We start from the raw sequence: 24,413 nt of genomic DNA on the forward strand, positions 1-24,413 counted from the left end.
GGCCCGCGCGGCGGTCTCGTCAGACGGTCTTGACGACGGTGCCGGCCGCTTCGAGTGCGGCCACCTCGTCGGCGGGCGCCGTGCCGTCGGTGACCAGGGTGTGCAGGAGCGTGGCGGGGCCGACGTGGGCGTGGGCGGTGTGGCCGAGTTTGCTGCCGTCGGCGGCGACGACGATGCGGCGGCTGGAGGCGATGGCGGCCTTCTTCACCGCGGCGTCGTCGAGGTCGTAGGCGGTGAGGCCCTCGGCCGCGCTCAGGCCGCAGCAGCCCATGATCGCGGTGTCGAAGCGCAGCGCCGCCAGGGACGCGAGGGTGAGGGGGCCGGTGAGGGCTCCCTCGGCGGCCCGGGGCCGTCCGCCGGGCACCATCAGCGTGGTGGGGCCCGGGGAGTCGCCGAGTGTGTGGATGGCCTGCAGGGACAGGGGCATCACGGTGATCGGCCGTTGCCGCAGGAGCCTGGCGACCTCCAGACAGGTGGTGCCGCTGTCCAGGAGGACGGTCTCGCCGTCGGCGACGAGTGAGGACACCTCGGCGGCGATCCGGCGCTTGGCGTCGACGGCATCGTGGGCGCGCAGCGCGAAGGGCGGCTCCTCACCCCTGAGCAGCAGGGCGCGCGCTCCGCCGCGGACGCGTTCGAGGGCGCCCTGTGCGGTCAGCGTGTCGAGGTCGCGCCGGATGGTCATCTCCGAGGCGCCGGTCAGCTCGGCGAGTTCCTGGACCGAGGAACTGCCCGACTCCCTGACGGCATGGGCGATCAGCCTGTGCCGGTCTGCGTTGCTCATACCGCGATTGAACACCACCTCGAACCGAACATCCAAGCTGTTCATTAGATGGATTTCCAAACACGATAGATGTTCGTTATGGTGGTTGGCATGGACCGCTCGCTTCGATCCGCCCGCGTGGCGAACTTCGTCTACTTCGCCCTGTGCGGCAGCCTGATCGGCACCTGGGTGGTGCACATCCCCGCCATCGAAGAACGGGTCGGCATCAGCCACGCCACGCTGGGGAGCCTGCTGGTGCTGCTGGGGCTCGGGGCCTTCACCGGCATGCGGGTGGCCGGGCGGCTGGCCGACCGCCTCGGGGCGCACGTGGTGCTCCCCATCGGCGGAGTTCTGGCCGGCGCGACCCTGGTGCTGCCCGGCCTGTCGCCGGATGTCTGGACGCTGGCGGGTGCCCTGCTGGTCTTCGGCTTCTGCAACGGCTGCCTCGACGTGAGCATGAACGCCCACGCCGTGCACGTGGAGAAGGCGTACAACCGGCCGATCATGTCAGCCTTCCACGCCATGTTCTCCGTCGGCGGTGTCATCGCCGCACTCGTCGGAGTGGGCACCGCGAGCGCCGGCATGAGCCCGCCCATGGGCATGGCCACCGTGGGAGTCGTCGGCATCGTGATCGCACTGGTGTCGGCACGGGCTCTGCTTCGGACCGCGCCGCAGCCCGCCACCACCGCCACCGCGACCACTGCCGCGGACGGCGCGGACGGCGCGGACGGCGCGGACGGCGAGCGGGTCCGCGCCGGGAAGCGGCGCAAGCCCCCCGGGCGGATCTGGATCCTCGCCTCCCTGGCCGCGATGGTCATGCTGGCCGAGGGCGCCGCCAACGACTGGAGCGCGCTGCACCTGAAGGACGTCCTCGGCGCGCCCGCGAGCACCGCCGCCTTCGCGTACGGCACCTACGCGGCGGCCATGACCACCGGACGGCTGCTCGCCGACCGCGTGTCCGGCCGGTTCGGGCCCATGGCGGTCCTGCGCTACGGCGCGATCACGGCCGCCGTCGGGATCACGATCGTGTCCGTCACACCGTGGATCTGGGCCGCGTTCGCGGGCTGGGCGCTGTTCGGACTGGGACTGTCCGGCTGCGTACCCCAGCTGTACAGCGCGACCTGGCGCCTCGACCCCTCCGCCGCCGGGGTCAACATCTCCCGCGTCGCCGGGCTCGGCTACCTCGGCATGCTCTCCGGCCCGGCCGTCATCGGCTGGCTGACCCATCTCGTACCGCTGAACCACGCCTTCCTGCTCCTCACCCTGCTGTGTGCGATCACCGCCACCGCTGCCGGAGTCCTGCGCACCGGATCCGGCGGCGCCCGCGAGGTGGCGCGGAGCAGTCACCGACCGCCTGTGCGGCACGCGCCCTGACACCGTGCCGCACAGGCTCCCGCCCACCCCCGGCCCACGGACCATGCCGACGCCGGGGAATCCACCGCCAACGGAAAGAGCCCCGATGCCCGAGACAGACACCACCCCTGCCAGCCCCGCCCGCGGCCGTGTCGGTGTCATGCTGCCCCGCGACCTGCCCGTCCAGGACGTGCTGCCCTACGCCCGGCGGGCCGAGGAGCTGGGATTCGACCAGATCTGGGTGGTGGAGGACCTCGGCTTCCGCGGCGGACTCGCCCAGGCAGGCCCCGTCCTCGCCAGCACCACCCACCTCACCGTCGGCATCGGCATCATGCCCGCCGGCGCCCGCAACGTGTGCTTCGCCGCGATGGAACTGGCCACCCTCGCCCAGCTCTACCCCGGCCGGCTGATCGCCGGCATCGGCCACGGCATGCCCCACTGGATGCGCCAGGCGGGGGCCTGGCCCGCCAGCCCCCTGACCCTGCTCAAGGAGTACACGACCGCGCTGCGCCTGCTCATGTCCGGCGAGCCCGGCCCGGCGAACGGCCGGTACGTGCGCTGCGAAGGCGTCGTCCTCACCGAGACCCCCGACATCGTCCCGCCGGTCATCCTCGGCGTCCGCGGCCCCAAATCCCAGGCGGCCGCGGGCGAAGTGGCCGACGGACTCCTCCTGGCCGAGCCCGCCGGCCCCGCCTACATCGCCTCCTCGCTGCGGCACATGGGCAACGCGTCGAACTCCGGCGGCCTCGAAATCGTCACCTACGACGCCGCAGCCGTCGATGACGACGAGGACGCCGCCCTCAACCGTGTCCGTGAGGGCCTCGGCGCCGTCGGCGAACCGGACTGGGCCGCGCACATCGACCCCCTTCCCTTCGCCGCCGAGCTGCGCGCGCACCACGCCGCCTGCGCCGACGCCCAGGAGTTCGTCCGGACCATGCCCGCCGCCTGGATCCGCGAGCTGAGCATCGCCGGCACCCCCGACCAGGCGCGCGCGGCAATCCAGGCCCGCCACGCGGCAGGCGCCACCAGCGTCGTCCTCACTCCCACCGGCCCCGACGCGCTGGCCGCCCTCGACTCACTCGCCCGCGCCCTGGCCTCCCGCCACTGAACCCAAGCCTTGCCCCGGAGGAAGACCCGCCATGAGCACCGACCGACGCATCGTGCTGTTCGACCTCTTCGGCGTCATCGCATGCCACCAACGCCCCGGCGCCCTGGCGGAGATGGCCGCCCGGTGCGACGTGCCCACGGACGCCTTCACCGAGGCCTACTGGGCCTGCCGCCCGCCCTACGACGCCGGGCAGGGGTCCGCGTCCGAGTACTGGGCGGCCGTACTGCGATGGCTCTCCCGCACCGCCGACGCCGGCACGGTCGAGGAGCTGCGGCTCGCCGACATCGACAGCTGGTCACGCGTCGACGGCCGCATGGTCGCCTACGTGCGGTCCCTGCACAACCTCGTCGAGGTCGCCCTGCTGTCCAACATTCCCTCCGACCACGCCGACGCCTTCCGCGCCGCGCAGCCCTGGCTGAGCGACCTGGACCACGTGGCGTTCTCCGGAAAAATCAACGCGGCGAAGCCGGACCCGGCGGCGTTCCACCACTGCGTCGCCGCCATGCGGGCCGCCCCCGCCGACTTCCTCTTCATCGACGACCGCGAGGAGAACGTACGCGCGGCGCGAGCCGTCGGCATGCACGGCCACGTCTTCACCGGACTCGACGAGCTGGCGGCGACCGTCGAGACCTGGCTGCTGTCCGACAGTTGTACGTGGTGATCCCGCGCGCCGGGGGCTGGGTCGGGGTTCCTGCCCCGCTCGATCACGAGGACGTCAGCGGTACATCGGTGGCGATGGCGATGGCGATGGCGATGGCGATGAAGCGTTCGAGTTCGCCGCGGATGTCGGGGCCGGTGGGCTGGTAGACGATCTCGGTGATGCCGTCTCGGGCGTAGGCGGTGAGCTGGTCACGGATGCGGTCGGGGGTTCCGGTGACGGTGGTGGAGGTGATCGCCTGCCAACTTCCCGCCGTCCAGGCGGCGTTGTCGGCCGCGTTGAGGCCGGTGAGGTGCTGATCGTGTACGGCGAGATGGCGTTCGCCGAGGGGACGCGAGGTTACGGCGTCGAGCCAGGCTTGTCCGCCGGGCAGGGAGGCGGGATCGCCGCCGAACTCGTAGGCGGCGTGGTAGGCCAGCGCGTTGCCGGGGCCGGCGGCGGCGCGGACCCGGGAGGAGTCGAGCGGTTCGTCCTCGCTCAGGACGGTGCCGTGGACACCCAGGGCGGACCAGGCGAATTCGTGGGCGCGGGCGGTTTCGCCGTTCACGGTGAAGAGGCCGTCAGCGATCTGGTGCGCGACGGCCAGCCCTTTGGGGCCGAGCGCGGACACCAGCACCGGGATGTCGATGGGGCGTTGGGGTGCGTTCGCGCCGGGATGCATCATGCGGACGGAGGCGCCGTTCCATTCCACGGTGTCACCACGCAACAGGCCCCGTACCGCGCGGACGTACGTGCTGAGGTAGCCCCAGGTGGCCGGCGGTTCGCCGAGGGCGCGCGTGCCGTTGAACCCGGTACCGAAGGCGAGCGCCACCCGGCCCGGGGCGAGGGCTGCGAGTGCGGCGGCACCGGAGGCGTTGACCATGGGATGGCGCAGCGTCGGCACGAGGACACCGGGGGCGAGATGGATGCGGTGGGTACGTTCGGCGGCCAGCGCCAGCATCGCCCAGACGTCGGGGCTCTGGGCGGGGGTGTCGTGCAGCCAGGCGCGGTGGTAGCCCAACTGCTCGGCGGCGGCGATGTGTTCGGGAGAGTGCAGCGATGTGGCGAACTGGCAGGACACGTCCATCGTGAGGCTCCTTGGAGGGAGAAAGGCCACCCCGCTTCCCGGGCGCGCGCCGGGGAGTTCGAGGTCGGCGGGACTTGGCGTCTGCGAAAGCGCTGTTGCCGGCCGTCCGGTCGGGTTCGTTCGGCGCAACCGGTCAGCTGCCGGGCGGGAACCGGTCGCCGAACATCGGCAGGCCGCTGACGGACTCGGCGCGGGTCGCCTCGTCCTGCAGGACGTCCCAGTGCTCGGCGAGTCTGCCGTTCTCGATGCGTACCACGTCGGCCGCCACCGAGGCGGCGGGGCTGCCGGTGCCGCTGAAGCGGCCGTAGACCATGACGTGGTCGCCTTCGGCGAGTACGAGTTGGTGCTCGTGGCGCAGCGTGTCGGGCAGTGAGCGGATCAGGTCGAACAGCCCTGTGCGCCCCGGTGCGATGTGCGCGCTGTGCTGGATGTAGTGCTCGGACCAGAGTCTTTCGGCGGCGGCGTAGTCACGGTGGTTGAACAGCGTGTCGAACGCGTTCAGCACCAGCGCCTTGTTCTGCTCGGGTGTGGTCATGCCGGACTCCACGAGGTCACCGATGGGACCCGTTGCCCCATCACGATGTCGATCGACATTGTTTTTACGTCCGCTGCGCGACGATGTCAATGACGACCGACATTGAGATCTTCGTTCCGGCTGGCTACAGTCGTCCCAAGAGCGGGGCTTTGGAGGACACAGTGGGCGTCTCGAAGCAGCAAGCAGCAGAGAACCGAGAGGCGATCATCGCCGCCGCGGACAGCCTGTTCCGTGAGCGCGGCGTCGATGCCGTGGGTCTCGTGGAACTGATGGGCGCGGCCGGTCTGACGCGCGGAGGCTTCTACAACCACTTCGCCTCGAAGGACGCACTCGTCGACACGGTCGTCACCAAGGCCATGGCGGACGGGTACGGCAACCTCGACGAAGCCATCACGGCGTCCCAGACCCACGGCAGCGATCCGCTCACGGAACAGATCAACTGGTACCTGTCACCCGAACACCGCGCCGACATCGAACACGGCTGCCCCAACACGGGCTTCGCGGGCGACGCCCGCCGCCTGGACCCGGCCGCCCGCGCGCACTACGCGAAGGGCCTGGCGGCCAACCTCGACCGCTTCACGCAGATCGTCGAAGCACCCGGACTCGACGAGGGCGAGCGACGAGCGCGGGCCATCGCCCTTTTCAGCGAGATGGCCGGCGCCCTGTTGCTGTCCCGCGCCGTCGCCGACGCGGACCCCGCCCTCGCCGACGAGATCCTCGACAGCGCGCGTGCCGACCTGGTGAGCCGCGTCAGTTCCGCGTGACCGGCTCCCGCCCACATGTGTCGCACGGTCATTCACCGCAACACCGTTCTGCTCCGGGGCAGTTCAGGGCACATGACGAATCTCCCGCGCCATTGGGGGCTTCCGCGCGTTCGGCGTCAGCGAAGGAACCGCTCCGGCATGGCGCGGCGTCTCGCCCTCAGAACCGATCACCGACTCAACGGGGAAATCATGAAGCAGCGAAAGATCGTCAACGCCGTCGTCGCCTTAGCCGTGATCGGCATGGTTGGGGCCGCCACCGCCGCCACCGCCGCCACCGCCGCCCCCGCTGCGGCAAGTGACAACAAGAACACGGCCGCAGCGGCGAGCGCCGGCCCCGTCGCATCCTGGGGGCCCTACAGCAGCGCCAAATCCATCAAGGACGCCCACGTGAAATGCGACAAGATGGGGCAGGCCGGCCTCAAGGCGAAGAAGTGGAAGGCCTACATCTGTAAGACCGAGGACGCCAAGGCCGGCAAGTACGTACGCCTGTACGCCACCTGAGCACAATCAGTGAGTGGCCCCGCCCGCGCGCGGGGCCACCCGCGTGTGCGCTTCGCACCGACTGGGGCGGGCTGTTGGTGTCAACGTGCCTGGCCGTGCGGGAGTGGCGGTACCGGGCACCGCGGCCGAGCCCTGGACATCGACCGGCCACCCGACCACCACCTTCCCAGCCTCTTGGCCGCGGTCCTCCACGTGAACCGCACCGGCACCCATGGCGCTGCCTCCCGCACGACCACCCGCGCCGGACAAGATCCCCACCGAGGCCCGGGGGTCGGCGGCGAGGTTCCTCATCTTCGGCGAACCCGGGGCCGCCGTGAACATCACCGCGAAGTCGAGATGGAAGTAGCGAACCGGCGTCGCCAGTGGCCCTTCCGCCCCTGCCGTCGCCAGCACGCACATGTTCTGCGACGACAGCAGGTTGAGTATCCGCTCTTCCAGCCGCTCTGGATCGAGCCGCTCCTTCGGCGCCGGGCCGGCCAGCCATGGGTTGGTCACATTCATGATCAACTGTCCCATGGCCACCGCCGGATGCCCACAGCCCGCTGAGCGACATTTGTCGGCAGCGCGGCCGCAGTACCCGCCCCGTGGGCTGAGTCAACAGTGTGGGCTCCTGGGCTCCACGTTCGGCGCCACCTTAGAGTTGAAGCCGTAGGCCCACTGACACGTCGCGGGCCATTGATGCACGACGGGAAACTCACCACCCCGAAGCCAGTTGTCCGTGATCTACTCCCGTTCGTGCCGTTGCTGCTGCTGGACCTCGACAACACCCTGGTCGACCGCGACGCGGCCTTCCGTACCGCCGTCGCCGACTTCCTCGCCGAGCACGGCCTGCCCGCCTCCGACCTCACGTGGGCGATGGCCGTCGACGCCGGCGGCTATACCGCGCGACACGAAGTCGCCGCCGCCCTGACCGACCGTTACGGGGACACGGTGCCGGCCGTCGCCATCCGCATACTTCTCGACACCGGCGCCGCCGACCGCGTCGTCCTGAGGAACTCCTCACGCGAGGCTCTGGGCAGAGCGCAGGCCGACGGCTGGACCTGCGTGATCGTCAGTAACGGCCGCGCCGTTCAGCAGGAAGCGAAGATCCGTCACACCGGAACAGGGCGCCGCCAACCCGTCTCAACCCCGAGACCTGCCATGCCGTCTCGACGAACCGAGTCCACACGTCTCACGTCTCACCCAATCCGGACCACGCAGGTCAGCGGTGTGCAGACGCTGCACGCGCCGTCCCTCACCCGGTGCCCAGGCTCAGATCCGGCAGGTGGGTGCATGAGGAACGATTCTTCGGGTGGATGGCCTCCAGGACACCGGTCGCCTCCCGGAGCGGGCGCGGAAGACACGTATCCAGGACGCATGGATGATCCCTTCGCGTTCAGCGTGCCGTTGCCGGCCGGCGCCCAACAGCCCTGCCCCGTCGTCGAAGTGACGGAAGGCGGTGACATCCGGTCCGGCGAGGACAGTGCCTTCCCCGAGGTGGACGCGCCTCCGAAGGTGGACGCCCCTCCGAAAGAGGAGTGATCAGCCAAGTGCGACAGAGAGCGCGTGGGCCCGGTCCCACACAGCGGCCGCGTGTCTCTGCCGTCGGTGCGGGCCCAGTGCGTGGCGGAGCCGGGTCAGGGCCTGGTCGGACCGGGCCGAGTGCAGCTGGGGGCAGCGGTCGAGGAACTGGTGCCAGTGGGTGCACGCCTCCTCCAAGTAGCCGACCGTCAGCAGGACTTCGGCCAGGCTGGCCTCCGTGAGGGCCGAGGTCCTGCACCGGCCCGGGGCGCGATGGCGGGCGGAGTCGCGCAAGGCAGACAGCGCCTCGGCCTGCTGGCCGAGCGCCAGCAGGACCTGGGCCCGCTGGTAGTCGAGCCCGGCCAGCGGGTAGCCGGTGAACGGGCCGGGCACACCGGCGGCCCGCCCGTGATGCGTTTCGGCCGATGCGAGGGCGACGCGAGCGTCGCGGCGCAGACCACTGTTGGCGCGGGCCACGGCGAGCTGGCTGAGCAGGAACGCCATGGTCGTGTCGTCAGCCGTGGACCCGGCGGTCGACACGGCCGCGTCCGCGAGGTCGAGGGCGTACGGAGGATGTCCCAGGGACAGCGCCTGGGCGCTCATCGCGCGCAGAGTGACCGCGTACGCGACGCGGTCTCCGGCATCCCGGGCCAGAGCCAGAGCGGCACGGTAATAGCTCTGGGCCAGACCGTGATGGCCGGCGTCGGCGGTCATCATCCCCAGCAGATGGGTGAGTTGGGCGCATGCGGTGAACAGGTTCCGGCGCAGGGCCCCGGAGGCGCCGGCGACGAGCAAGCGGCTGGCGTCGTCCGCGAGGTAGACGGCCAGTGCCGAGCGGGCGTGCGCCCCACCGTGGCGCTCCGCCAGGTCGGCGAAGACGTGGGTCATGCCTCGTAACATCTCCGCGTCCGCCGGAGAGGCACGCCGCCGGGCCACTGTTGCCGGCGATGTGAACGGTGTGTCCTGCCACTCGGGCAGGGTGACAGCGGCCAGGTGGTAGACGGACCGGACGAGAAAGGCCCTGCGTGCCGGGTCGGTGTCGGCCCGTGTGAGGGTGACCATCTGGTGCAGGGCGGCGGCCTCCCCGGAAGGGGCGTGGGAAGGGAAGCCAGGCATGTGCGACAGCTGGGTGAGGCCGGTCTCCTCCGCGGTGACCAGACGACCGGTACGGCGGCTGAACGCTCCGGCGACGAGATCGGGGACGGGGGCGCGGGGGCGGGAGCCGGTGAGCCAGTGGGCCACCGATGAGCGGTCGTAGCGTAACGCCAGCGACTGTGCCGCGCCCAGGGTGTTGACCGCGCGGGCCAGTTTGTTCGCGCTCCACCCGGACTCCGCCAGCAGTGCGGCCAGACGCATGTTCGGCTGACGACGGGCCACCGTCCCCCCTCCGTTTCCTCTGAAGTCCGTTTCGGTCGAGGGGGCGACGCGTGCGCGTGGTTCTCCGCCTGGCGCCGTTCCCCCTGCCGATGCGCCCGGGTTTGCTTGAAACATGACAGACCGCCGATGCCTCCACCAGAGCGAAGATGCGCCACGGCGGACAGAGGGGGGTCGCGCGCGGTGTGCGGTGTGCGCGGGGAACGCGTTCGGAGCGAGTCCCGTGATGCCGGCCCGGTAAGGGCTCAGGGCGTGGCGACGGACCGCCAGTACGCGTCGAGCGCGGGGGCGACTCTGTGGGTCACCCGAGCGATGGCCGAGGGATCCTCACCGCCGGCGAGGGCATCGGCGATCACGTCGGCGCATGCCGTCATCACCTCGGGCGGGGCCTGTTCGTACGCCTCGATGTACTGGAGTACCGGGGCGGGGACCGCCTTGCTGTCGCCGCTGCTGAGGCGGCGCAGTGCGCAGGCGAGTTCGGCGCACAGGGCGCACCACTGCATGAGGTCGGCGCGCAGGGCTGCTGCCGCCGCTCCCGGTTGGGCGTGCAGGCCCAGCCAGGTGATGAGGTCCGCGAAGGTTTTCGCGCCTTCGGGGGGCTGGGGCCGGTCGGGTCCCTCCTCGGCCATGTCTGCCATGCCCAGTGAGCGGGCGGCTGCCAGGAGGGCTGGGCGGGCGGAGGTGATCGCCGCGGCGGTGGCGTGGAACAGCTGCTGGGCGGTGCCCTCCGGGAGCCGTTCCGCGAGGCGGGTGTAGGCGGCGATCTCGGCGGGTTGCGCGTGGAGTTCGCCGGCGATCAGGCGCCGCAGGTGCCCGGTGTCGAGGTTGTCGTCCATGGCCACGGCGTACAGCGCGTTGCCCCGTACGTGTGCGGTCACGTCCGGCTGGAGCTGCTTGACCAGTTTGCGGATCCTCTCGGACGGGCTCTCGGCGACCGGATCGCTGCGAACTCCCGCCGTGGCTCCCGCCGTGACTCGTGCGCTGACTCCTGCCGTGACTTCTGTCGTGACTTCTGTCGTGACTTCTGCCGTGTCGGCTCGCGATTGGCCGTCGTGCGCCGGAGGCGTGAGAAAGCCGGACTCGATGAAGTACCGCAGGTACAGGTCGATCATCTTGGCGTCGACGGGCGGCAGCTCCAGGCCGGCTTTCCTGGTGGCCCGTCGGGTGTTCGTCCGGCTGAACTCGGGGAAGGTCTCGGCGAAGTACATCTCCTTGACGGTGATCGACGTCTCGGGGGCGCCTTCGTTGAACATGGGCATGAACGCTGTCATCGGGTGATGCGGGTTCTCGCGGGTCAGGGCGGTGACAGTGGCCACCCACTCGTCGTAGGCGATCTTCCGGACGGGGTAGCCCATGTGACGGAGCCTGTCGACCAGCAGGCTCAGCCGTGCGTCGTGGGGGTTGGTGAGGTTGTACACGCGCCCGTCGGGCTGCTCGTGGCGCAGGATGTGGACGATGGCTTCCGCCGTGTAGTCGACGGGCACGAAATCCAGGGGCAGTTCGACGTCCGGGGCCAGCCCGGTCTCCGCGATGGTGCGGAACCAGGCGCACATCAGGGTGTCGGTGTTCCAGGTTCCGCGGTCGCGGGTGCCGGTGATCTCGTACGGCCGGTAGATCGATACCGGCAGCCCGTGTGCGGCGGCCTGGCTCACCAACTTCTCCGCCACCCACTTGCTTTCGGCATAGCCCAGTGAGATGCGGTCGGCGTGGGCGAGCGGACGGTCCTCCATGAGGTACCGGTCGTCCGCGGTACCGAAGCCGGCCAGGGCGATCATGGTCGAGACGTGGTGGAAGGGCTTGAGGCGGTGGGTGGTGGCGAGGTCCAGGAGCGTGAGGACGCCGTCGACGTTCGTGCGCCGCAGCATCGCGTACGGATAGGCGAAGTTGATCAGTGATCCGCAGTGGACGATCGAGTCGACGGACCGCGCGAGGTGGTCGAAGGCATCCTCGTCCAGCCCGAGGCGCGGTCGCGACGCGTCCCCGGGCACGGGCACGACGTGGTCGCGCACCTTGTCGTAGTCGAGGCCGTAGCGGCGCATCCGGCCGGCCAGCCGCCGGGATGCCTGATCGGCGTCCTCCGCCCGGATCAGGCACCAGACCTCCGGCACGCCGGAGGCCACCAGCCGGTCCAGCAGGAACACACCCTGGAATCCGGTGGCCCCGGTGAGCAGGACCCGGCGCGGATTGAGCAGGTCGGGGGCAGCAGGCGCGTCGAAGCGCAGCGTCCGCGGCAGCTGTGCCTCGTGTGCGAAGTCCACCTTCTCCTCGGCGATCCGGGTACGTGGCGCCGCCACCAGGGCGTCGACCTCCTGGGCGAACGAGGTCACGGTGGCGTTGCCGAGAAGGGTACGAATCAGATACCGGCCGCAGGATGGGTCGAGGCCGAGTCGGCCGCTGAGCGCGGCGGCGACCTGGGCGGCCTGCAGGGACTGCCCTCCCAGACCGAAGAAGTCGTCCGTGCGCCGCAGCGCGGGTATCCCCAGCACGTGCTCCCACACCGCGGCCACGGCCTCCTCGGTCCGTCCACGCGGGCGCTGCTCGGCGGTCAGGAGCGCCAACGGTCGAATGCCGCCGGAGAGCAGGGCCGCCCGGTCGACCTTTCCGCTGGAGTTCACCGGCATCGCGTGCACGACCTCGATTCCCTGCGGAACCATGAAGACCGGAAGCCGGTCCCGCAGATAGCTGCGCAGTCGCATGGGCAGGGGCCGGCTGTCGACGCCGTTGTCGGTGTCGGCGACGACCCAGCCGTACAGCCGTTTGCCTTCCTCTTCCGTCTCCCGCACCGCGACGACTGCGTCCTTCACGCCGGGGTGGGCGGCCAGCGCGAGCTCGATCTCGCGCAATTCCACCCGGAATCCACCCAGTTTGACCTGATGGTCACGTCGGCCGAGGAATTCGATGACCCCGTCCGGGCGCCATCGCGCCATGTCGCCGGTGCGGTAGAGCCGGCCCTGGCCCGGGCCGTGGCCGTGGCCGTCGGCGTCGGCGTCGGCGTCGGCGTCGGCGTCGGCGGAAAAGGAGTCGCGGACGAAGCGGTCGGCGGTCAACTCCGGCCGGTTCAGATAGCCGAGGGCGACACCGTCGCCGCCGACCCACAGCTCACCTTCCTCTCCGACATCGGCCGGCGCCCCGTCCTCGCGGACCACATAGGCGGTGCAGTTCGAGATCGGGCGTCCGATCGGCACCGACTCGGCCTCGGCAGGCAGCGCTTCGATGACATGCGCGGTGCAAAGCACCGAGTTCTCCGTCGGCCCGTAGCCGTCCACCAGTTGTCCGGGGCGGCCTCGCTCCAGGACCTTGCGGACCGCCGCGGGATGCAGCGCGTCGCCACCGGCCACCAGGCACCGCAGCGTGCGGAACATCCCGGGTCGCTCAGCGACCATCTGGTGGAACAGTGCCGCGCCGAGCCACATGACCGTCACCTTGTCCTTGCGCAGCAGGGCTTCGAGCGCCACGGGCGACAGCAGGGTCTCCTGGGTCGGCACGACCAGTCGCGCCCCGTTGAGCAGGGCGCCGAACAGTTCCAGGACCGACAGGTCGAACGTCAGGTTCACCGTGCCGCACACGATGTCGTCCGCCCGGTAGCCGACGAGGTCGGTGTTGCGTACGAGGCGGACGATCCCACGGTGGGGAATGACCACGCCCTTGGGCGCACCGGTCGACCCGGATGTGTACATCACGTACGCCGGACTCAGGGAGGTGAGCCGTCCGACGCGCGGCGGCGTACCGCCCGCGGGCACGTCGGCGACGTCGAGCCCCGTCACCGCCGACGGGAGCAGGTGACGGTGGCGGGCCGTCGTAACCGCATAACGGCAGCCCGCATCCGCGAGGATGGCTTCGATACGGCTGCCCGGAAAGTTGAGGTCCACGGGAAGATATACGGCACCGGCCCTCAGGATGCCCAGGATCGCGACGTACCCCTCGACGGACCGCTCCAGCGCCACGGCCACCGTCTCCCCGGCGCGGACACCTCGTTCCTCCAGTAATCCGGCCAGGCTCTCCACCCGAGCCAGCAGAGCGGCGTACGTGATGTCCGCGCCGGCCTCCGGTGACAGGGCAACGGCCTGCGGACTGCGACGAGCCTGCTCCGCGAACAGCTCATGGACCAACGCCTCCCGGGGGTAGTCGGACCCGGTGTCGTTCCATTCCTTGATCCGCCCGAGATGGAGCTCCCGTTCACGTGCCGCTTCAGGGCCGGGGAAAGGGCGGCGGTCGGGATGGGCGGGGCTGAACAAGCCGGTGTCACGCACGTCGTACTCCTGGTGTGTGGGCTCTCGGTGATGTGGGAGAAGCCCTGGCAGTCGGGCGGTCGGGCGATCGATGTCCGGATCCCACCCCTCGTCCCACCCTTCATGTGTGGGTGGCATGTGCCAACGGGCATACCTCCAGGAAGCGCCCACCCGGCCGAATGGGGTAGGGGCAGGGGACGCCGGGGCGTTGCACGCGTTGAACGCCCGCCCGTGGCCATGCGTGGCGAAGCGGGGCGCGATCGCGCCACGATGCGTGCTCCGGCTCACGCCGGCGGCCCGCCGGTTGGCTGTACGTTCAACCGGATTCTTCAGGTCCGGAAAGGGTGATTGAGGCTGTGCGCCTCAACTGGCGAGTTGAGCAGGGCCGTTGAACGCGACAAGGGGTGACGCCGCTGCTTTCCGGCCTGAGACGACAGGTACTGCCAGCCCCGCGCAGCTCAGGATCTCTGGTTGTCCCGGACACAACGTTTCGACTGCGGCCGACACGCTCTCTTGTCAGACCCGCCGTCTATCGTCCGTCCATGACGTCGATGAATCCTGCTGCACTTCGGCCACCGGCGACGGCGACTGAGATCGCGTCAATGCACGAGATACTCGTGGAGGTCGGCGAGGACAACACCGAGGCCGAGCTGTGGGACGAAGGGGACCTCGCCGGTCATCTGCATCAGTGTGTGCCGTTCGCGCTGCCCAACGACGGGGGCGCCGCGTTCGTCGACCACCGGCCTGGGCCCACGTACGGACACGTGTACGAGATGGGTATTGGCCACCGTCGTGCCGCACCCAGGTGGTCTTTCCGCCGGTGAAAGAGATCGCGCCGCTGAACGGGTCGGCCACTGGCGCGCGGCCTCCGTGGCACCGTGCTGCCCACTCTCTTCGCCAAGGAGAGCGTCGTCGGACGAGGCAGCACGGACGACGTCGAGGATCGCCTTCTCGGCCTCCGCATCGGCGACGGTGACGAAGTCCCCGGCACCCTTGCTGGTGCGGGTGAGCCGCCGACCGTACTTGATGCGCGACGATGCCCTGACGGCGAGCCGACATGTTCGAGCTACGGCCCAGTCGCGACGCCGTTCCAGGAGGGATTCCCCTACGGACGTACCTGAAGCCGCGATACCCCACCGGTGGTCAGCGTGGCGACCACCGTCTGCGCTCGCCCTGAGGGTCAGTGCTGGTCTTGTGCGCGGGTGAGGTTGCGTGGCCGGTGGATGGGCGGGGTCCGGCCGTCCACGGGTTCGATCTCGTCGGCTCCGTGGGCCCGGCAGGTGGCAAGGGGTACGGACAGCACCACGAACCAGGGGGCGGGGTACTTTTCGTACAGGTCGCGAAGGATCGTCAGGTGTACGACGGTGCCGCTGTGGCGTTCGCCGAGGATGTGGACCGGGGCGCCCAGCGGGATGGCTGTCCGGCGCACCCGGTCGGCGGTCTCGGCCGGTACGCCCCTGCCTTCGGCCGCTTCCCGCCGCAGGTGGGCCTCGGCGGTGTAGCGGTCGGCGCCTGTGCGGCGCAGGTGGACCAGGGCGAGTCCCAACGCGAGGTGGTGGACAGTGCCTTGCGGGGCCGGGGTGCGCGGCCGGCAGGCCGCGTACAGCTCGCGCTGCAATGCTTCGCGGTCCGCGCCGTCGAGGCGGCAGCAGGCTTCGTGGAGGCGGCTGAGCCGCCCCGTTACGGCTTGCGTCCCCATGCCGATACCAGCGCCAGCGGCGCGTCGAGGAAATCGGCCTCGTCCAGTTGGGCGGTGGCGGCGACCAGGTCTTCCGCGGTGAGCAGCCCCTCGGCCACCATCGCGGGACCGGCCTGTTGCAGGCAGATCCGCCAGAATTCCTCGCCCGCGCCGCCGTCACCGACCACCATGACCCGTACGTCCAGGCCCAGATCGGTCAGTCCTGCCTCGCCGAGCACCCCGGGCAGGTCCCGCGACCACCGCAGATCGGTGCCGAGCCAGTAGGACATGGCCTGGGTATAGGCGGCCAGGACGCGGCGGAACAGCGGACTGGGCGAGGACTCGGCGGGAAACGCGGCCAGTTCCTCCAGCACCAGCCAGCCACCCGGAGCCAGCCAGCGGACGGCACGGGCGATCACCTCCCGGCGGTCCGGCAGATGGGTCAGGACGGCACGGCTGTGCAGCAGATCAAACGAACCCTCGGGAAAATCGGGGCCCTCCACCGCATCGTGGAACATCACCTTCAGATCAGGATGACCCGGGTCGCTCAGAAACCGCAGGTCCACATCGGTGGCGGTCACCTGGCCACGCGGACATCGACGGGCCAGCCAGCGGGCTATCGATCCGGTACCGGCGCCGAGTTCGAGACATCGCCAGTCCGGCCGGATGCCCAACCGTCCCAGCAGAACGGCGCTCCCGGCGTCCCACAGCTCCTCCAGCGCGACCAGCCTGCGCCGGTCCAGCGCACTCGCGAGCCCGACGCTGTCTGCCCTGCTCGGATCGACTGTCGCATTCCTTATGACGTCCATGAACCCTGCTCCTGTCTCTGCTCTCGCGCATCCAAGTGCGCGGGTGGTTATGTGCCTATGTGCCTATGTGCCTGTGTGGGAGCCACTGTCCCCCTCAAAGAGCGGGCGGGTCCGGGCAGATGGACGCGGGAGCGTTGAACGCGTTGAATCCGGCCATGGACCGACCGCTCGCGGGCCGACGGGACCCATAACCTCTCGATGTGCCCACATCCCGAAGCATCGACTCCTGGCAACAGGTCGACTCCCGAGCGGACTTCGCCACCTATCTCCGCTTCTTGGCCGTCGACTGCGAGCGCGCCTGCGACGTCCAGGACTCCGAGGCACCCACGGCCCAGCACTGGACCCACCCGAGCGTCCACGGCTTCCTGTGGGGCTGGGTCCGCCTGTTGGGGAACCGCACCGACGGCACCGACCTGCTGTACGAGGAAGCCCCCGACCGACCTGGTTGGCGTGGACTGGCCCACCAACTCGACACGGTCCGCACAACCCAGCCGGTCCTCAACTGGGTGCTCGCCGACTCCGACACCAAGCACGAAGAGGTCGACACCGCCGGGGACCTGCGTATGTACGCCGCGACGCTCGCCACCGACTTCGCCCGAGACCAACGTGAAATGCGGGCGAGTACCGAACGCGGCGAATGGGCCGGCGACGGAGGCAGTTGGGCGCACAACACCCTCCACGACTGGCTCGCCGCGTGGGCCGCCTGGGTAGGCACCGACTCACCACGCCACACGCGACTCGACCCGGTTACGTGGAGAACCATCGCCCTGCAACTCTCGGTTGCGCGCATCTACGAGTAGCGTCCCGTCGTTTCGAAGCACGTCCTCTGGACACGCTCCGACCTGCGAGGTGTCGGGTCGGGGTGAGACTCTGGTCGTGGGCGGACCACCTTGAGTTCGGGGACCGGATCTGGGGGGGGAGATCGGGTGTCTCATCAATCGTGGTGGGTGAGTGAGCTCTGAGCTGTGCCACCCCGGCTCGGCAGAGACACCACCAGCCGCGACGAGGCTTCGTCGTCGCTCATCGCCGTGTAGACGGTCACGATCGACGCAATGGCCTCCACCTCGGCTGGGCCGACGATCCTGAGCCACGCAAGCTCGGACAGCCCGTCGAATCGATGCACGCGCCCGATGGCGTCGTCCGGCCAGGGATGCGGCATCCTCGGCAGATGGATCAGGGAGATCTCGTCGATGAACGAGCCGGACGGCTGGGGCCTTTGGCAACCGAGACCAGGTGGAGGTTGGCGAGTTCGATGACGACATCGGGCATCCAGGGTCCTTCGCGAAGGGCGATCTGTAGGTTGTCCTCCTGAGCTAAGGCATCGAAGGAGATTCGGTCGATGAAATAACCGGCGCATCCAGAGAGCGTGCGTGCCGCGTTCGTCACCCGGTTCTTGAAGGCGTCTTCGTGCTCAGTCGTATGGGTCATGGCGAGAGGCTACGAGCCCAAGCCGGCCTAGGACTGTCTGCGTGTGACGCTTGCCCTCTCGCCCACTTCCGGTCGCACAAGCGGCGGGACGCCTCACAACAGCGAATGCTGATCAGCGCACAGGGTTGCAGAGGACACGTTGGAAGCGCCGGTTGTAATGCTGAGGACGGCGCAAATTGTCGCTGATCTTGCCGGGGTCGCGAGGTACCGATGCGGGTGCGACGCTGCCGAAGCCGGCGAGGCGGTCCGGTGTTGCGAGGATCTCGGCGTGTTCGCGCTTACGGAAGCGGGCGGCGATGAGCCTGTTCATCTCGGCGATTCGCTGGTTGAGCGCTACTACCTGGCTCGCCAGAGTGTGAACCATCCGAGCGGCCGTCTTCTCGCCCGGGACGCTGGTGTGCCGGCTCCCGGCAGTCTCCAACGCCGCTTCGGCCATGTGGCCGGCACTACGAACACAGACGGCAGAAGCTTGAAAGCCACACGCCACTGGGTGGGCCAACCATACGAAGGGCTCCACCGATCCTGTGTCGGCATGGTCCGCGCCGGCGGACTTCCGCTGGGAGCTCGTGGCGGTCCGCACCAACAGGGCCGGCAGGGCGGCCATCGACCTTCTTCTCGACCAGGTGCGACAAGATCCAGAGAGCCTGCCCTGACGCTCCACCGATGGGGTCACGATCCTGCCTGCGGGCGCTGGGAGAGACCCTGCCCGGTGGCAGCTGATGCTCAAGAACCTGATGGGGCGGGTGGCAGGTCGGTTCGCGGGGGGGGCGAGTACGGGGCCGACACAGTGGCGGTCAGGGTGAAGGCGGCGGCAAGGAAAGGGCAGCCAGCCGCCCCAGGGGGTCGCTGGTGCCGGGCAGGTCGAAACATTCCGACGCGTGCGCGGGCACGGGCGGGGCGAGGCCGGTGTCCGCGGCGATGATCAACCGCCCGATGGGACATCACTCCGCCCTCGATTCCCTCCCGCAGACGCCTTCACCAATGGGTGGGCATTCAACGCGTTCAACACAGCGGCAGTCTGAAGTCCTTGCCCGCCGGGCCTATGGAGGGCCTGCTTGAGATGTGCCCACTGACACGCGCTGCAAAAAACTGTGCGGCAAAACCCAGGCGGGAGCGGACAGATGACCGCGACCCCGGTCACATCGGCACGTAAATTCCGCATCCGGTTGACAGTTGACTGTCGGCAGTTGATGGAACAGTCGAGGACTGGCCCGGCGGTCCGGTGAATAGAGACCATCGGTTCCGCAATTGGCGGCCCGCCGCCCCGTACAAGTGCTGCCTGTGGGCGGGTCATTAGACCGCCGCAAAAACATCTCTGGAGGAAAACGGCATTCATGCATAACTTGTTCGGGTTTTTCTCGAATCACTGGAGCGCAGCGGAACATGCCCTTTCACGGAAACAGTCGGCAAGGTTCAGAGGGACACGCCAAACCAGCCAAAGCGATCGCCTTGATCGCTCACGATGCGAAGAAGGCTGAACTCGTCGAATGGATCGAACGGCACCAACAGACCCTTAGGCGATATCGTCTGGTGGCGACTCGCGGCACCGGCGCACTGCTGGCCGCAGAACTCTCGTTGGAAGTCACCTGTGTGGAGAGCGGTCCGCAGGGAGGCGACCAGCAGATCGGCGCGATGATCGTCGAGGGAAAGATCGCCATGGTCATCTTCTTCACCGATCCCCTCACCGCCCAAGCACACAGCAGCGACGTCGAGGCCTTGTTGCGACTGGCTGTCGTGCACAACGTGCCGATGGCTCAGAATCCGTCAAGCGCCGACCTCCTGCTCAGAGAGCCGGCCGGGCAAGTGCGTCCGGCTGCGGCATCGGCGCATTGGGACGGCCGCTGACGCGGAAGGCGCCTTCACACCCGACCAGCTGATACGGACCTGGAGCACGGCCCCGATTCTTCCTCTCCGGCCGGTGCCCCGGCTGTCCAGGCCCGGCTGCGGGACGGCGGCCGGCCGGTGAGTGCCGAACGGTCGTGGATCGGCTCAGGTCCGGTTCGGCAGCTCCCCCGCGCAGCCCGCCGTGTGGGCGCCGGGGGCGGGCGGCAGGGTGATCAGAAGACGTAGGGGATGTCGTGTACGACGTCCTGGTGACGGATGCGCCAGACGCCGTCGGTTCGGCGGAAGGTGAAGCGGTAGTACCCGGACTCGATGGGCTTGATGGTGCCCTGGGCGCCGAAGGTGCCGGCGGGCCACCCGCCCTCGGGCTTCCTGGTTCCGACGACGTCGAAGGTGATGAACTGGGTGTCGATGCTCGCCTCGTCGCCATCTACGGAGACCAGGTGGTCGTAGGTGGTGTGGTGGCTCCAGCCCAGGGGTGGGTGCGGCGCCATGGCCGTGGACATGGATGCTGCGATCTGCGCCCCTCCGGAGAGAGTTCCCAGCAGCTCCGTCCCATCGGGCCCGCGGTGATAGTGGACCTCGACGACCGCGTCGGCCTCGTAGAGCTTTGCCAGCGCGTCGCCGTCACGCCGGTCCGCAGCCCGGGTGTATCGGGAAACAATCTCTCTGAGCTCGTTCTCGGTGCTCATGACTTTCTCCGGTTCTCTGTGGAGTGCCTGCCCGTGTCCGGGCTTGTGCGGCAGACGGGCGACCGACTCCTTGTGCTCAGCCGGCGGGCACCTTGGGCGATCACAATCTGCATGTGTGAAAAGTACATATCCCTCGACAGAAATGCAACTGTAGGAGTTGCTAATATGGACGCGTCGGGAGCCACCCGGACCAAGCGGCGGAAGAAGCGGAAGAGAGGGGGACGAGGATGCTCGACGTCAGGTTCTCCAGCGCGCTGAAGGTCATGCTCCTGCTGGGCCATGCCGAGGAAGAGGGCAGTCCCGTCCTCAGCTCGACCCAGCTCGCCAGGAGTCTGAACACGAACCCGAGCCTGGTGCGCAAGCTGATGGTCCCGCTGGTGCAGGACGCTCTCGTCGCGTCCATCAAGGGCCGCAGCGGGGGTGTCCGCCTCGGCCGGTCCGCGGACCGGATCACACTGGGAGAGATCTACCGCTCATCCATCGGCGACAAGCCACTGTGGGCCCCCCGGCCGGAGGGGCCCCGGGAGTGCCTGGTCACCAACCACTCCGCCGAGTACTTCGGCAGGCTGACCGACGAAACCGAGGCAGCTGTCCTCGGCACACTCGCAGGCCGCACCCTCGCCGACAGCCTCGACGAGCTGCGCGCCATCGACCGGGCCGGCGGTGCTCCAGCTTCGGAACGGCCGTTGCCCGCGCCCCGTCCGTAGCTGGGCTGGTTACTGCCCCGCCTCCTCCATCACGCTGAGCGCCCTGGAAGATCACCCACCTGCGCCGGCCGGATGCCGCGGTTGGTTTGCGAGCGTGCGAGATCGGGCTCGTACGCGGCTGAGTTGCCCGCCGCGAGAGCGTCAGCATCTGCCCGAGGCCCTGCCCGAATCGGCTGTCGACTCCCCCGACAACAGTCTGACGGGGCGCTTCAGTTGGCCAGAGAGTGTTCTACCTCGCCGGTCGGGCACGGGGCCTGGCTGCGGCCGGCCGAGATGATCGACATCGATCGGGTCGACTGACGCTGAACCATTTCGAGGAGCGGGGCCGTTCCGATAAGCACGAGAAACCTGCCGAAGCCGGCGGTCCCCAGCTTGCGGCAGGTTTGGCGCCCGGCGCCGCCGACCGCGATTGGCCGGCTGACGCCGGGAGTCCCCTGGACGACCCGGTCGACGATCTCGTGCACGTCCACCCGGGCATCGTGCCCCTTACTGGGCAGCGGCCTGTGCGTCCAGGGTCATCGCGGTCTCCAACGAGATCAGGCGCGCGTTCTGCAGCGTCGCGACCTCCCAGCGGTCGTTCTGCCACACGACCGCGAGCAGCTGCAGGAAGTAGCGGCTCGACAGCGGCTCCTGCTCGCCCGGCATCACCATGCCGACGCGGTGGTGCACCACGCCCCAGCCCGGGCGGACGATCCGGGCGAACGGCACCTCGCCCCGTACCAGCCGGGAACCCTTCAATACTGTGTCGAAGATCGGCTGATTGAATGCGATTACGGCCTCGCGTCCCTTGTGGATCGTTCCCTCGAAGTCCACAAGTTCGGCGTCTTCCGCGAAATCCGCGACGAACGCCTTGGCGTCACCGCGGTTCCAACCCTCGTTCATCCGGGCCGGGATGGCTCTCATCGCTTCGACCGACTGTTCCATGTAATCGCCTTTCTGCTTTCTACGCTTTCAGTCACCATCCTCGGCGGGCCGGGCGGCGGACGCATTGACCATCTGTGCTCGGTTGTTGGACGTGAGCGCCACCGCGTTGTATCCGTAGGTGGCCTTGAACAGCCGGCTGAAGTGCGCCGGATCGGCGAACCCCCACTTGGCGGCGACGGCTGCGACGGTACGGTCGGTTCCGGCCAGGTCAGCGCGGCACCGCTCCAGGCGCCGCCGGCGAATCAGGGCCGCCACGGTCAGAGGCTGGCTCTCGAAGAGCTTGTGCAGTTGGCGCACGGACATGTGGTGCGCAGCGGCCACCTTCGCCGGGGCGAGATCCCGATCGGACAGCCTCGCCTCGATGAAGCCGACGATCCGGCTGCGCAAGGCCTCGTCGGCGACCGGTCGCGAATCGCCCAGCTGCGCCGAGAGCGCCACCGCGATCAGCTCGATCACCGCGGCCGCCGACCTGTCCGCCTCGTCGGCGCGGAACCCGTCCAGGGATCGCGCCATGTCCCGTACGAGCGAGGACACCAGGGCCGCGGGGCCGCGGTCACCGCGAATACGCACTCCGGCAAGCCGGGCGACGTCATCCGGTCCGAGGCGCAGCGAGCGCCGCGGTACCAGCATGGTCACGTGCGTGGTCGCGGTGCTGGCGAACCGGACCGGCCGCACCGGGTCGATGAGGACCAGGTCGGCGGGCCCGAGCTCAGCGGTGCTGCCGCCCTGCTCGGCACGCACCCGTCCCCGCGTCACCAGCTCGATCTGCCACAGCTCGCTGTGGGCGGCGCGGGCGGACGGCGCGTCCCGGAAGCACTCGCCCTCCGGGGTTACCAGCTCGGCGAGCCTCAGAGGCCCCAGATCGCGGGTCACGACGTCGGCGCGGAAGTCGTCGCCGCCCTGCCGCCGGCCGCGCAGGGGCGGCAGGCCGCTTGTCGCGAGAGTCTCCAGAAAGGCGTCGGGGCTGTTCATGCGACGTCCGCGTACGCGAGGCGGTGCAGGACGCTGTTGTCGCAGCCGCCGTCGCGGAACAGCGAGCCCCGAACCACGCCCCCGCAGCGCGGTCCCGCCCACTCCGACAGGCGCCGTTCGGCGATGCCCGTCACGTCCGCACCCGCCTGGACCGGGTGACCGCCATATCCCGGAAGACCAGGCGCAGCGGCTCACGCTGTGTGACGCTGTCGCTTTCCTTCTTGCGGTACTCCGGGGGGTGCATGATTCCGATCATCACACAGCCCGAGTTCGGGTCGTGTTCCCCGCTACGGCCGAAACAGCTGTCCGCCGGTTGTTCCCGATCGGGCCGGGTTGCCCGCCGACGGCTCGACTGGCCAGATGAAGCACTCAGCCACCACTGGTTGTCACAAAGGCCGGACCGCTGAACGGGGCGCGCCGGGCTGACCGCCGGGCAGTGTGAGTTCAAGCGGCTGCACGCCACGGGTCGGTGGCGCCAGCTCGGCCAGACTGGCCAGCGCCCTGGCGACGTTCCGGGGACGCAGGTAGATGTCGTAGCCGTAGGTCAGCCCCATTGTTCCCCCCTCTGCTGGGCCGAACCGCACCCTCTCATGACCCGCCCTTGGCGCACCTGCCGGTTTCGGAGAGCTGCCGGTCAACAGCCGGTCACCGAGTGGGACGTCCGCTCGGCCGGCCTGCGCTCCCCTGTGGGCATGAGTGCGCGTGAACCACATTCGCCGGCCGAACGTCTCAACTCCACCAGGCCGTGGAACGGTAGGGCCGGCGCGGCACGCGAGGGAGAGAGACCATGGTGACGGGCAATAAGGCATGGGCGTTAGGCGTGGTGGCTTTCCTCGTCGGAGCCGCGGCGATGTTCGCGGTGACGGTCGTGGTGGACGACGATCCGAAGGTGACGGTCCAGCCGGAGTCCGCAACGAAGGCGGACCTGCCGCGGACCCGTGAGGGGCTCGTCGCCGCGTGGACGGCCGAGTTGGAGAAGGCGGGCAAGGAGAAGCAGGACGGCTGGGAGACGCTGACCACGGAAGAGCTCCGCGACCGGTATCTGTCGCAGTACTTCATCAACGCGCCGGACGCCGAAGACATCGACCCGGGCATGGTCAAGCGGGACTGACCCGGACACCGATGAAGAGGCCCCGCAGCCGCCGGGACGGTGGGACCCCTTCGCGGGTCGGGTGGCGTCCTCGACCTCGTAACCTCGTAGTGCGCGTTCGTGCTGATGATCTGAGCCTCGGTCGTGAAGATCGGACCGCTGGACGCGCCCTGGCCCATGCCGCAGTCGATCTTGACCCGGTCGTCGAGCGGGTTTCAGTCGAAAGCGTCCTCCGCGTTTCCCGTGCAGAAGAAGTGCGTGAAACCGTCCGTGTCGGTGCGGTTGTAGCCCCCGCCGGGGAACACGGAGGAGATGACGTCAGCGAAGTCCGACCCGGCGCCGAACCGGTAGCCCAACGCGCGGACAGCGGCCGTCAGGGACGTGTAGCCGGCCGGCACGGTCACGTTGAACGCGGACAGATCG

General features: G+C 69.3%; 29 protein-coding genes and 2 pseudogenes. 12 read left to right on the plus strand and 19 right to left on the minus strand.

Going from position 1 to position 24,413, the window contains the following annotated elements; translation table 11 throughout:
- Positions 1 to 19: 19 nt before the first annotated feature.
- Entirely contained in the window at positions 20 to 781 is a 762-nt protein-coding gene (locus tag ACFT9I_RS02195; RefSeq protein ID WP_382559453.1) for a DeoR/GlpR family DNA-binding transcription regulator, read from the minus strand.
- Positions 782 to 871: 90 nt separating this feature from the next.
- On the opposite strand from ACFT9I_RS02195, the gene ACFT9I_RS02200 reads away from it, so the two are divergent.
- The 3 genes from ACFT9I_RS02200 (at position 872) to ACFT9I_RS02210 (ending at position 3,882) form a co-directional block, all read left to right on the plus strand.
- Positions 872 to 2,134, plus strand: a complete 1,263-nt coding sequence (locus ACFT9I_RS02200) for an MFS transporter (RefSeq protein WP_382559455.1) — start codon at positions 872 to 874, stop codon at positions 2,132 to 2,134.
- A gap of 85 nt (positions 2,135 to 2,219) precedes the next feature.
- Positions 2,220 to 3,221, plus strand: coding sequence for an LLM class flavin-dependent oxidoreductase (locus tag ACFT9I_RS02205; RefSeq protein WP_382559457.1), 1,002 nt, complete (start codon positions 2,220 to 2,222; stop codon positions 3,219 to 3,221).
- Positions 3,222 to 3,252: 31 nt separating this feature from the next.
- Complete coding sequence (locus tag ACFT9I_RS02210; protein WP_382559459.1) at positions 3,253 to 3,882, plus strand: HAD family hydrolase; 630 nt, start codon at positions 3,253 to 3,255, stop codon at positions 3,880 to 3,882.
- Between the two features lie 43 nt (positions 3,883 to 3,925).
- Here ACFT9I_RS02210 and ACFT9I_RS02215 read toward each other — a convergent pair whose 3' ends face one another.
- Positions 3,926 to 4,945 (minus strand): LLM class flavin-dependent oxidoreductase, encoded by a 1,020-nt coding sequence (locus ACFT9I_RS02215; RefSeq protein ID WP_382559460.1) that lies wholly within the window; start codon positions 4,943 to 4,945, stop codon positions 3,926 to 3,928.
- Between the two features lie 133 nt (positions 4,946 to 5,078).
- Positions 5,079 to 5,480, minus strand: coding sequence for a nuclear transport factor 2 family protein (locus ACFT9I_RS02220; RefSeq protein WP_382559462.1), 402 nt, complete (start codon positions 5,478 to 5,480; stop codon positions 5,079 to 5,081).
- Positions 5,481 to 5,629: 149 nt separating this feature from the next.
- Here ACFT9I_RS02220 and ACFT9I_RS02225 point away from each other — a divergent pair, with 149 nt between their 5' ends.
- Entirely contained in the window at positions 5,630 to 6,244 is a 615-nt protein-coding gene (locus ACFT9I_RS02225; RefSeq protein WP_382559464.1) for a TetR/AcrR family transcriptional regulator, read from the plus strand.
- A gap of 138 nt (positions 6,245 to 6,382) precedes the next feature.
- Entirely contained in the window at positions 6,383 to 6,745 is a 363-nt protein-coding gene (locus tag ACFT9I_RS02230) for a hypothetical protein (protein WP_382559466.1), read from the plus strand.
- A 6-nt stretch (positions 6,746 to 6,751) separates the two neighbouring features.
- Here the strand turns inward: ACFT9I_RS02230 and ACFT9I_RS02235 are convergent, their stop codons facing one another.
- Positions 6,752 to 7,261, minus strand: a complete 510-nt coding sequence (locus ACFT9I_RS02235; protein ID WP_382559468.1) for a pyridoxamine 5'-phosphate oxidase family protein — start codon at positions 7,259 to 7,261, stop codon at positions 6,752 to 6,754.
- Positions 7,262 to 7,423: 162 nt separating this feature from the next.
- On the opposite strand from ACFT9I_RS02235, the pseudogene ACFT9I_RS02240 reads away from it, so the two are divergent.
- Both ACFT9I_RS02240 and ACFT9I_RS02245 read left to right on the plus strand, forming a co-directional pair.
- A pseudogene (locus tag ACFT9I_RS02240) lies at positions 7,424 to 7,786 on the plus strand (HAD family hydrolase); the annotation flags it as partial.
- A gap of 315 nt (positions 7,787 to 8,101) precedes the next feature.
- A complete protein-coding gene (locus ACFT9I_RS02245) occupies positions 8,102 to 8,266 on the plus strand; it encodes a hypothetical protein (RefSeq protein WP_382559632.1) in 165 nt (54 codons plus the stop codon).
- Here the strand turns inward: ACFT9I_RS02245 and ACFT9I_RS02250 are convergent, their stop codons facing one another.
- Together ACFT9I_RS02250 and ACFT9I_RS02255 are read right to left on the minus strand one after the other, a co-directional pair.
- The gene (locus tag ACFT9I_RS02250) at positions 8,267 to 9,622 is read right to left on the minus strand and encodes a hypothetical protein (RefSeq protein WP_382559470.1); all 1,356 of its coding nucleotides are present in this window, start codon (positions 9,620 to 9,622) and stop codon (positions 8,267 to 8,269) included. It lies immediately after the preceding gene.
- A gap of 242 nt (positions 9,623 to 9,864) precedes the next feature.
- A complete protein-coding gene (locus tag ACFT9I_RS02255; RefSeq protein ID WP_382559471.1) occupies positions 9,865 to 13,869 on the minus strand; it encodes an amino acid adenylation domain-containing protein in 4,005 nt (1,334 codons plus the stop codon).
- Positions 13,870 to 14,450: 581 nt separating this feature from the next.
- On the opposite strand from ACFT9I_RS02255, the gene ACFT9I_RS02260 reads away from it, so the two are divergent.
- Positions 14,451 to 14,672, plus strand: coding sequence for a hypothetical protein (locus ACFT9I_RS02260; RefSeq protein ID WP_382559473.1), 222 nt, complete (start codon positions 14,451 to 14,453; stop codon positions 14,670 to 14,672).
- An 87-nt stretch (positions 14,673 to 14,759) separates the two neighbouring features.
- Here ACFT9I_RS02260 and ACFT9I_RS02265 read toward each other — a convergent pair.
- From ACFT9I_RS02265 to ACFT9I_RS02275, 3 genes and pseudogenes are all read right to left on the minus strand, one after another.
- Positions 14,760 to 15,128: pseudogene (locus ACFT9I_RS02265) on the minus strand (hypothetical protein); the annotation flags it as partial.
- Positions 15,029 to 15,547, minus strand: coding sequence for a hypothetical protein (locus ACFT9I_RS02270; RefSeq protein WP_382559475.1), 519 nt, complete (start codon positions 15,545 to 15,547; stop codon positions 15,029 to 15,031). The gene ACFT9I_RS02270 and the pseudogene ACFT9I_RS02265, both read right to left, overlap by 100 nt.
- Complete coding sequence (locus ACFT9I_RS02275; protein WP_382559477.1) at positions 15,529 to 16,335, minus strand: methyltransferase domain-containing protein; 807 nt, start codon at positions 16,333 to 16,335, stop codon at positions 15,529 to 15,531. The genes ACFT9I_RS02270 and ACFT9I_RS02275 overlap by 19 nt, the downstream gene beginning before the upstream one ends.
- 200 nt (positions 16,336 to 16,535) lie before the next feature.
- Here ACFT9I_RS02275 and ACFT9I_RS02280 point away from each other — a divergent pair, with 200 nt between their 5' ends.
- The gene (locus ACFT9I_RS02280; protein ID WP_382559479.1) at positions 16,536 to 17,135 is read left to right on the plus strand and encodes a hypothetical protein; all 600 of its coding nucleotides are present in this window, start codon (positions 16,536 to 16,538) and stop codon (positions 17,133 to 17,135) included.
- Between the two features lie 134 nt (positions 17,136 to 17,269).
- Here the strand turns inward: ACFT9I_RS02280 and ACFT9I_RS02285 are convergent, their stop codons facing one another.
- From ACFT9I_RS02285 to ACFT9I_RS02295, 3 genes are all read right to left on the minus strand, one after another.
- Positions 17,270 to 17,494 (minus strand): hypothetical protein, encoded by a 225-nt coding sequence (locus tag ACFT9I_RS02285; RefSeq protein WP_382559481.1) that lies wholly within the window; start codon positions 17,492 to 17,494, stop codon positions 17,270 to 17,272.
- Positions 17,495 to 17,508: 14 nt separating this feature from the next.
- Positions 17,509 to 17,763, minus strand: coding sequence for a hypothetical protein (locus ACFT9I_RS02290; RefSeq protein WP_382559482.1), 255 nt, complete (start codon positions 17,761 to 17,763; stop codon positions 17,509 to 17,511).
- A 112-nt stretch (positions 17,764 to 17,875) separates the two neighbouring features.
- On the minus strand, positions 17,876 to 18,199 hold the full coding sequence (locus ACFT9I_RS02295) for a hypothetical protein (RefSeq protein WP_382559484.1): 324 nt from the start codon (positions 18,197 to 18,199) through the stop codon (positions 17,876 to 17,878).
- 947 nt (positions 18,200 to 19,146) lie between these two features.
- On the opposite strand from ACFT9I_RS02295, the gene ACFT9I_RS02300 reads away from it, so the two are divergent.
- Positions 19,147 to 19,608, plus strand: coding sequence for a methylglyoxal synthase (locus ACFT9I_RS02300; protein ID WP_382559486.1), 462 nt, complete (start codon positions 19,147 to 19,149; stop codon positions 19,606 to 19,608).
- 212 nt (positions 19,609 to 19,820) lie between these two features.
- Here ACFT9I_RS02300 and ACFT9I_RS02305 read toward each other — a convergent pair whose 3' ends face one another.
- Positions 19,821 to 20,297, minus strand: coding sequence for a nuclear transport factor 2 family protein (locus ACFT9I_RS02305; RefSeq protein ID WP_382559488.1), 477 nt, complete (start codon positions 20,295 to 20,297; stop codon positions 19,821 to 19,823).
- Positions 20,298 to 20,524: 227 nt separating this feature from the next.
- On the opposite strand from ACFT9I_RS02305, the gene ACFT9I_RS02310 reads away from it, so the two are divergent.
- Positions 20,525 to 21,004 carry an RrF2 family transcriptional regulator gene (locus tag ACFT9I_RS02310; RefSeq protein ID WP_382559490.1) on the plus strand — a complete coding sequence of 160 codons (480 nt, stop codon included), beginning with the start codon at positions 20,525 to 20,527 and terminating at the stop codon, positions 21,002 to 21,004.
- A gap of 209 nt (positions 21,005 to 21,213) precedes the next feature.
- On the opposite strand, the gene ACFT9I_RS02315 is transcribed toward ACFT9I_RS02310, so the two are convergent.
- From ACFT9I_RS02315 to ACFT9I_RS02335, 5 genes are all read right to left on the minus strand, one after another.
- On the minus strand, positions 21,214 to 21,474 hold the full coding sequence (locus ACFT9I_RS02315) for a hypothetical protein (RefSeq protein WP_382559491.1): 261 nt from the start codon (positions 21,472 to 21,474) through the stop codon (positions 21,214 to 21,216).
- Between the two features lie 16 nt (positions 21,475 to 21,490).
- Entirely contained in the window at positions 21,491 to 21,928 is a 438-nt protein-coding gene (locus ACFT9I_RS02320; protein ID WP_382559493.1) for an SgcJ/EcaC family oxidoreductase, read from the minus strand.
- A gap of 27 nt (positions 21,929 to 21,955) precedes the next feature.
- Complete coding sequence (locus tag ACFT9I_RS02325; protein ID WP_382559495.1) at positions 21,956 to 22,900, minus strand: helix-turn-helix domain-containing protein; 945 nt, start codon at positions 22,898 to 22,900, stop codon at positions 21,956 to 21,958.
- Positions 22,897 to 23,034: a hypothetical protein gene (locus ACFT9I_RS02330; RefSeq protein WP_382559497.1), complete on the minus strand. Its 138-nt coding sequence runs from the start codon at positions 23,032 to 23,034 to the stop codon at positions 22,897 to 22,899. Before ACFT9I_RS02330 ends, ACFT9I_RS02325 begins: the two co-directional genes overlap by 4 nt.
- 252 nt (positions 23,035 to 23,286) lie before the next feature.
- Positions 23,287 to 23,454, minus strand: a complete 168-nt coding sequence (locus ACFT9I_RS02335) for a hypothetical protein (RefSeq protein ID WP_382559498.1) — start codon at positions 23,452 to 23,454, stop codon at positions 23,287 to 23,289.
- Positions 23,455 to 23,687: 233 nt separating this feature from the next.
- On the opposite strand from ACFT9I_RS02335, the gene ACFT9I_RS02340 reads away from it, so the two are divergent.
- Complete coding sequence (locus ACFT9I_RS02340; RefSeq protein ID WP_382559500.1) at positions 23,688 to 24,011, plus strand: hypothetical protein; 324 nt, start codon at positions 23,688 to 23,690, stop codon at positions 24,009 to 24,011.
- A gap of 194 nt (positions 24,012 to 24,205) precedes the next feature.
- Here the strand turns inward: ACFT9I_RS02340 and ACFT9I_RS02345 are convergent, their stop codons facing one another.
- Positions 24,206 to 24,394: a hypothetical protein gene (locus ACFT9I_RS02345; protein WP_382559502.1), complete on the minus strand. Its 189-nt coding sequence runs from the start codon at positions 24,392 to 24,394 to the stop codon at positions 24,206 to 24,208.
- Between the last annotated feature and the right edge of the window lie 19 nt (positions 24,395 to 24,413).

This window comes from Streptomyces sp. NPDC057137 (genome assembly GCF_042670825.1).
Classification (GTDB): Bacteria; Actinomycetota; Actinomycetes; order Streptomycetales; family Streptomycetaceae; genus Streptomyces.

Coding starts and splice junctions, on each gene's coding strand:
- ACFT9I_RS02195 (WP_382559453.1), bottom strand. CDS start 781: ATGAGCAACGCAGACCGGCACAGGCTGATCGCCCATGCCGTCAGGGAG.
- ACFT9I_RS02200 (WP_382559455.1), top strand. CDS start 872: ATGGACCGCTCGCTTCGATCCGCCCGCGTGGCGAACTTCGTCTACTTC.
- ACFT9I_RS02205 (WP_382559457.1), top strand. CDS start 2,220: ATGCCCGAGACAGACACCACCCCTGCCAGCCCCGCCCGCGGCCGTGTC.
- ACFT9I_RS02210 (WP_382559459.1), top strand. CDS start 3,253: ATGAGCACCGACCGACGCATCGTGCTGTTCGACCTCTTCGGCGTCATC.
- ACFT9I_RS02215 (WP_382559460.1), bottom strand. CDS start 4,945: ATGGACGTGTCCTGCCAGTTCGCCACATCGCTGCACTCTCCCGAACAC.
- ACFT9I_RS02220 (WP_382559462.1), bottom strand. CDS start 5,480: ATGACCACACCCGAGCAGAACAAGGCGCTGGTGCTGAACGCGTTCGAC.
- ACFT9I_RS02230 (WP_382559466.1), top strand. CDS start 6,383: ATGGCGCGGCGTCTCGCCCTCAGAACCGATCACCGACTCAACGGGGAA.
- ACFT9I_RS02235 (WP_382559468.1), bottom strand. CDS start 7,261: ATGGGACAGTTGATCATGAATGTGACCAACCCATGGCTGGCCGGCCCG.
- ACFT9I_RS02245 (WP_382559632.1), top strand. CDS start 8,102: ATGGATGATCCCTTCGCGTTCAGCGTGCCGTTGCCGGCCGGCGCCCAA.
- ACFT9I_RS02260 (WP_382559473.1), top strand. CDS start 14,451: ATGCACGAGATACTCGTGGAGGTCGGCGAGGACAACACCGAGGCCGAG.
- ACFT9I_RS02270 (WP_382559475.1), bottom strand. CDS start 15,547: ATGGGGACGCAAGCCGTAACGGGGCGGCTCAGCCGCCTCCACGAAGCC.
- ACFT9I_RS02275 (WP_382559477.1), bottom strand. CDS start 16,335: ATGGACGTCATAAGGAATGCGACAGTCGATCCGAGCAGGGCAGACAGC.
- ACFT9I_RS02285 (WP_382559481.1), bottom strand. CDS start 17,494: ATGCCGCATCCCTGGCCGGACGACGCCATCGGGCGCGTGCATCGATTC.
- ACFT9I_RS02290 (WP_382559482.1), bottom strand. CDS start 17,763: ATGACCCATACGACTGAGCACGAAGACGCCTTCAAGAACCGGGTGACG.
- ACFT9I_RS02295 (WP_382559484.1), bottom strand. CDS start 18,199: ATGGCCGAAGCGGCGTTGGAGACTGCCGGGAGCCGGCACACCAGCGTC.
- ACFT9I_RS02300 (WP_382559486.1), top strand. CDS start 19,147: ATGCCCTTTCACGGAAACAGTCGGCAAGGTTCAGAGGGACACGCCAAA.
- ACFT9I_RS02305 (WP_382559488.1), bottom strand. CDS start 20,297: ATGAGCACCGAGAACGAGCTCAGAGAGATTGTTTCCCGATACACCCGG.
- ACFT9I_RS02310 (WP_382559490.1), top strand. CDS start 20,525: ATGCTCGACGTCAGGTTCTCCAGCGCGCTGAAGGTCATGCTCCTGCTG.
- ACFT9I_RS02320 (WP_382559493.1), bottom strand. CDS start 21,928: ATGGAACAGTCGGTCGAAGCGATGAGAGCCATCCCGGCCCGGATGAAC.
- ACFT9I_RS02325 (WP_382559495.1), bottom strand. CDS start 22,900: ATGAACAGCCCCGACGCCTTTCTGGAGACTCTCGCGACAAGCGGCCTG.
- ACFT9I_RS02335 (WP_382559498.1), bottom strand. CDS start 23,454: ATGGGGCTGACCTACGGCTACGACATCTACCTGCGTCCCCGGAACGTC.
- ACFT9I_RS02340 (WP_382559500.1), top strand. CDS start 23,688: ATGGTGACGGGCAATAAGGCATGGGCGTTAGGCGTGGTGGCTTTCCTC.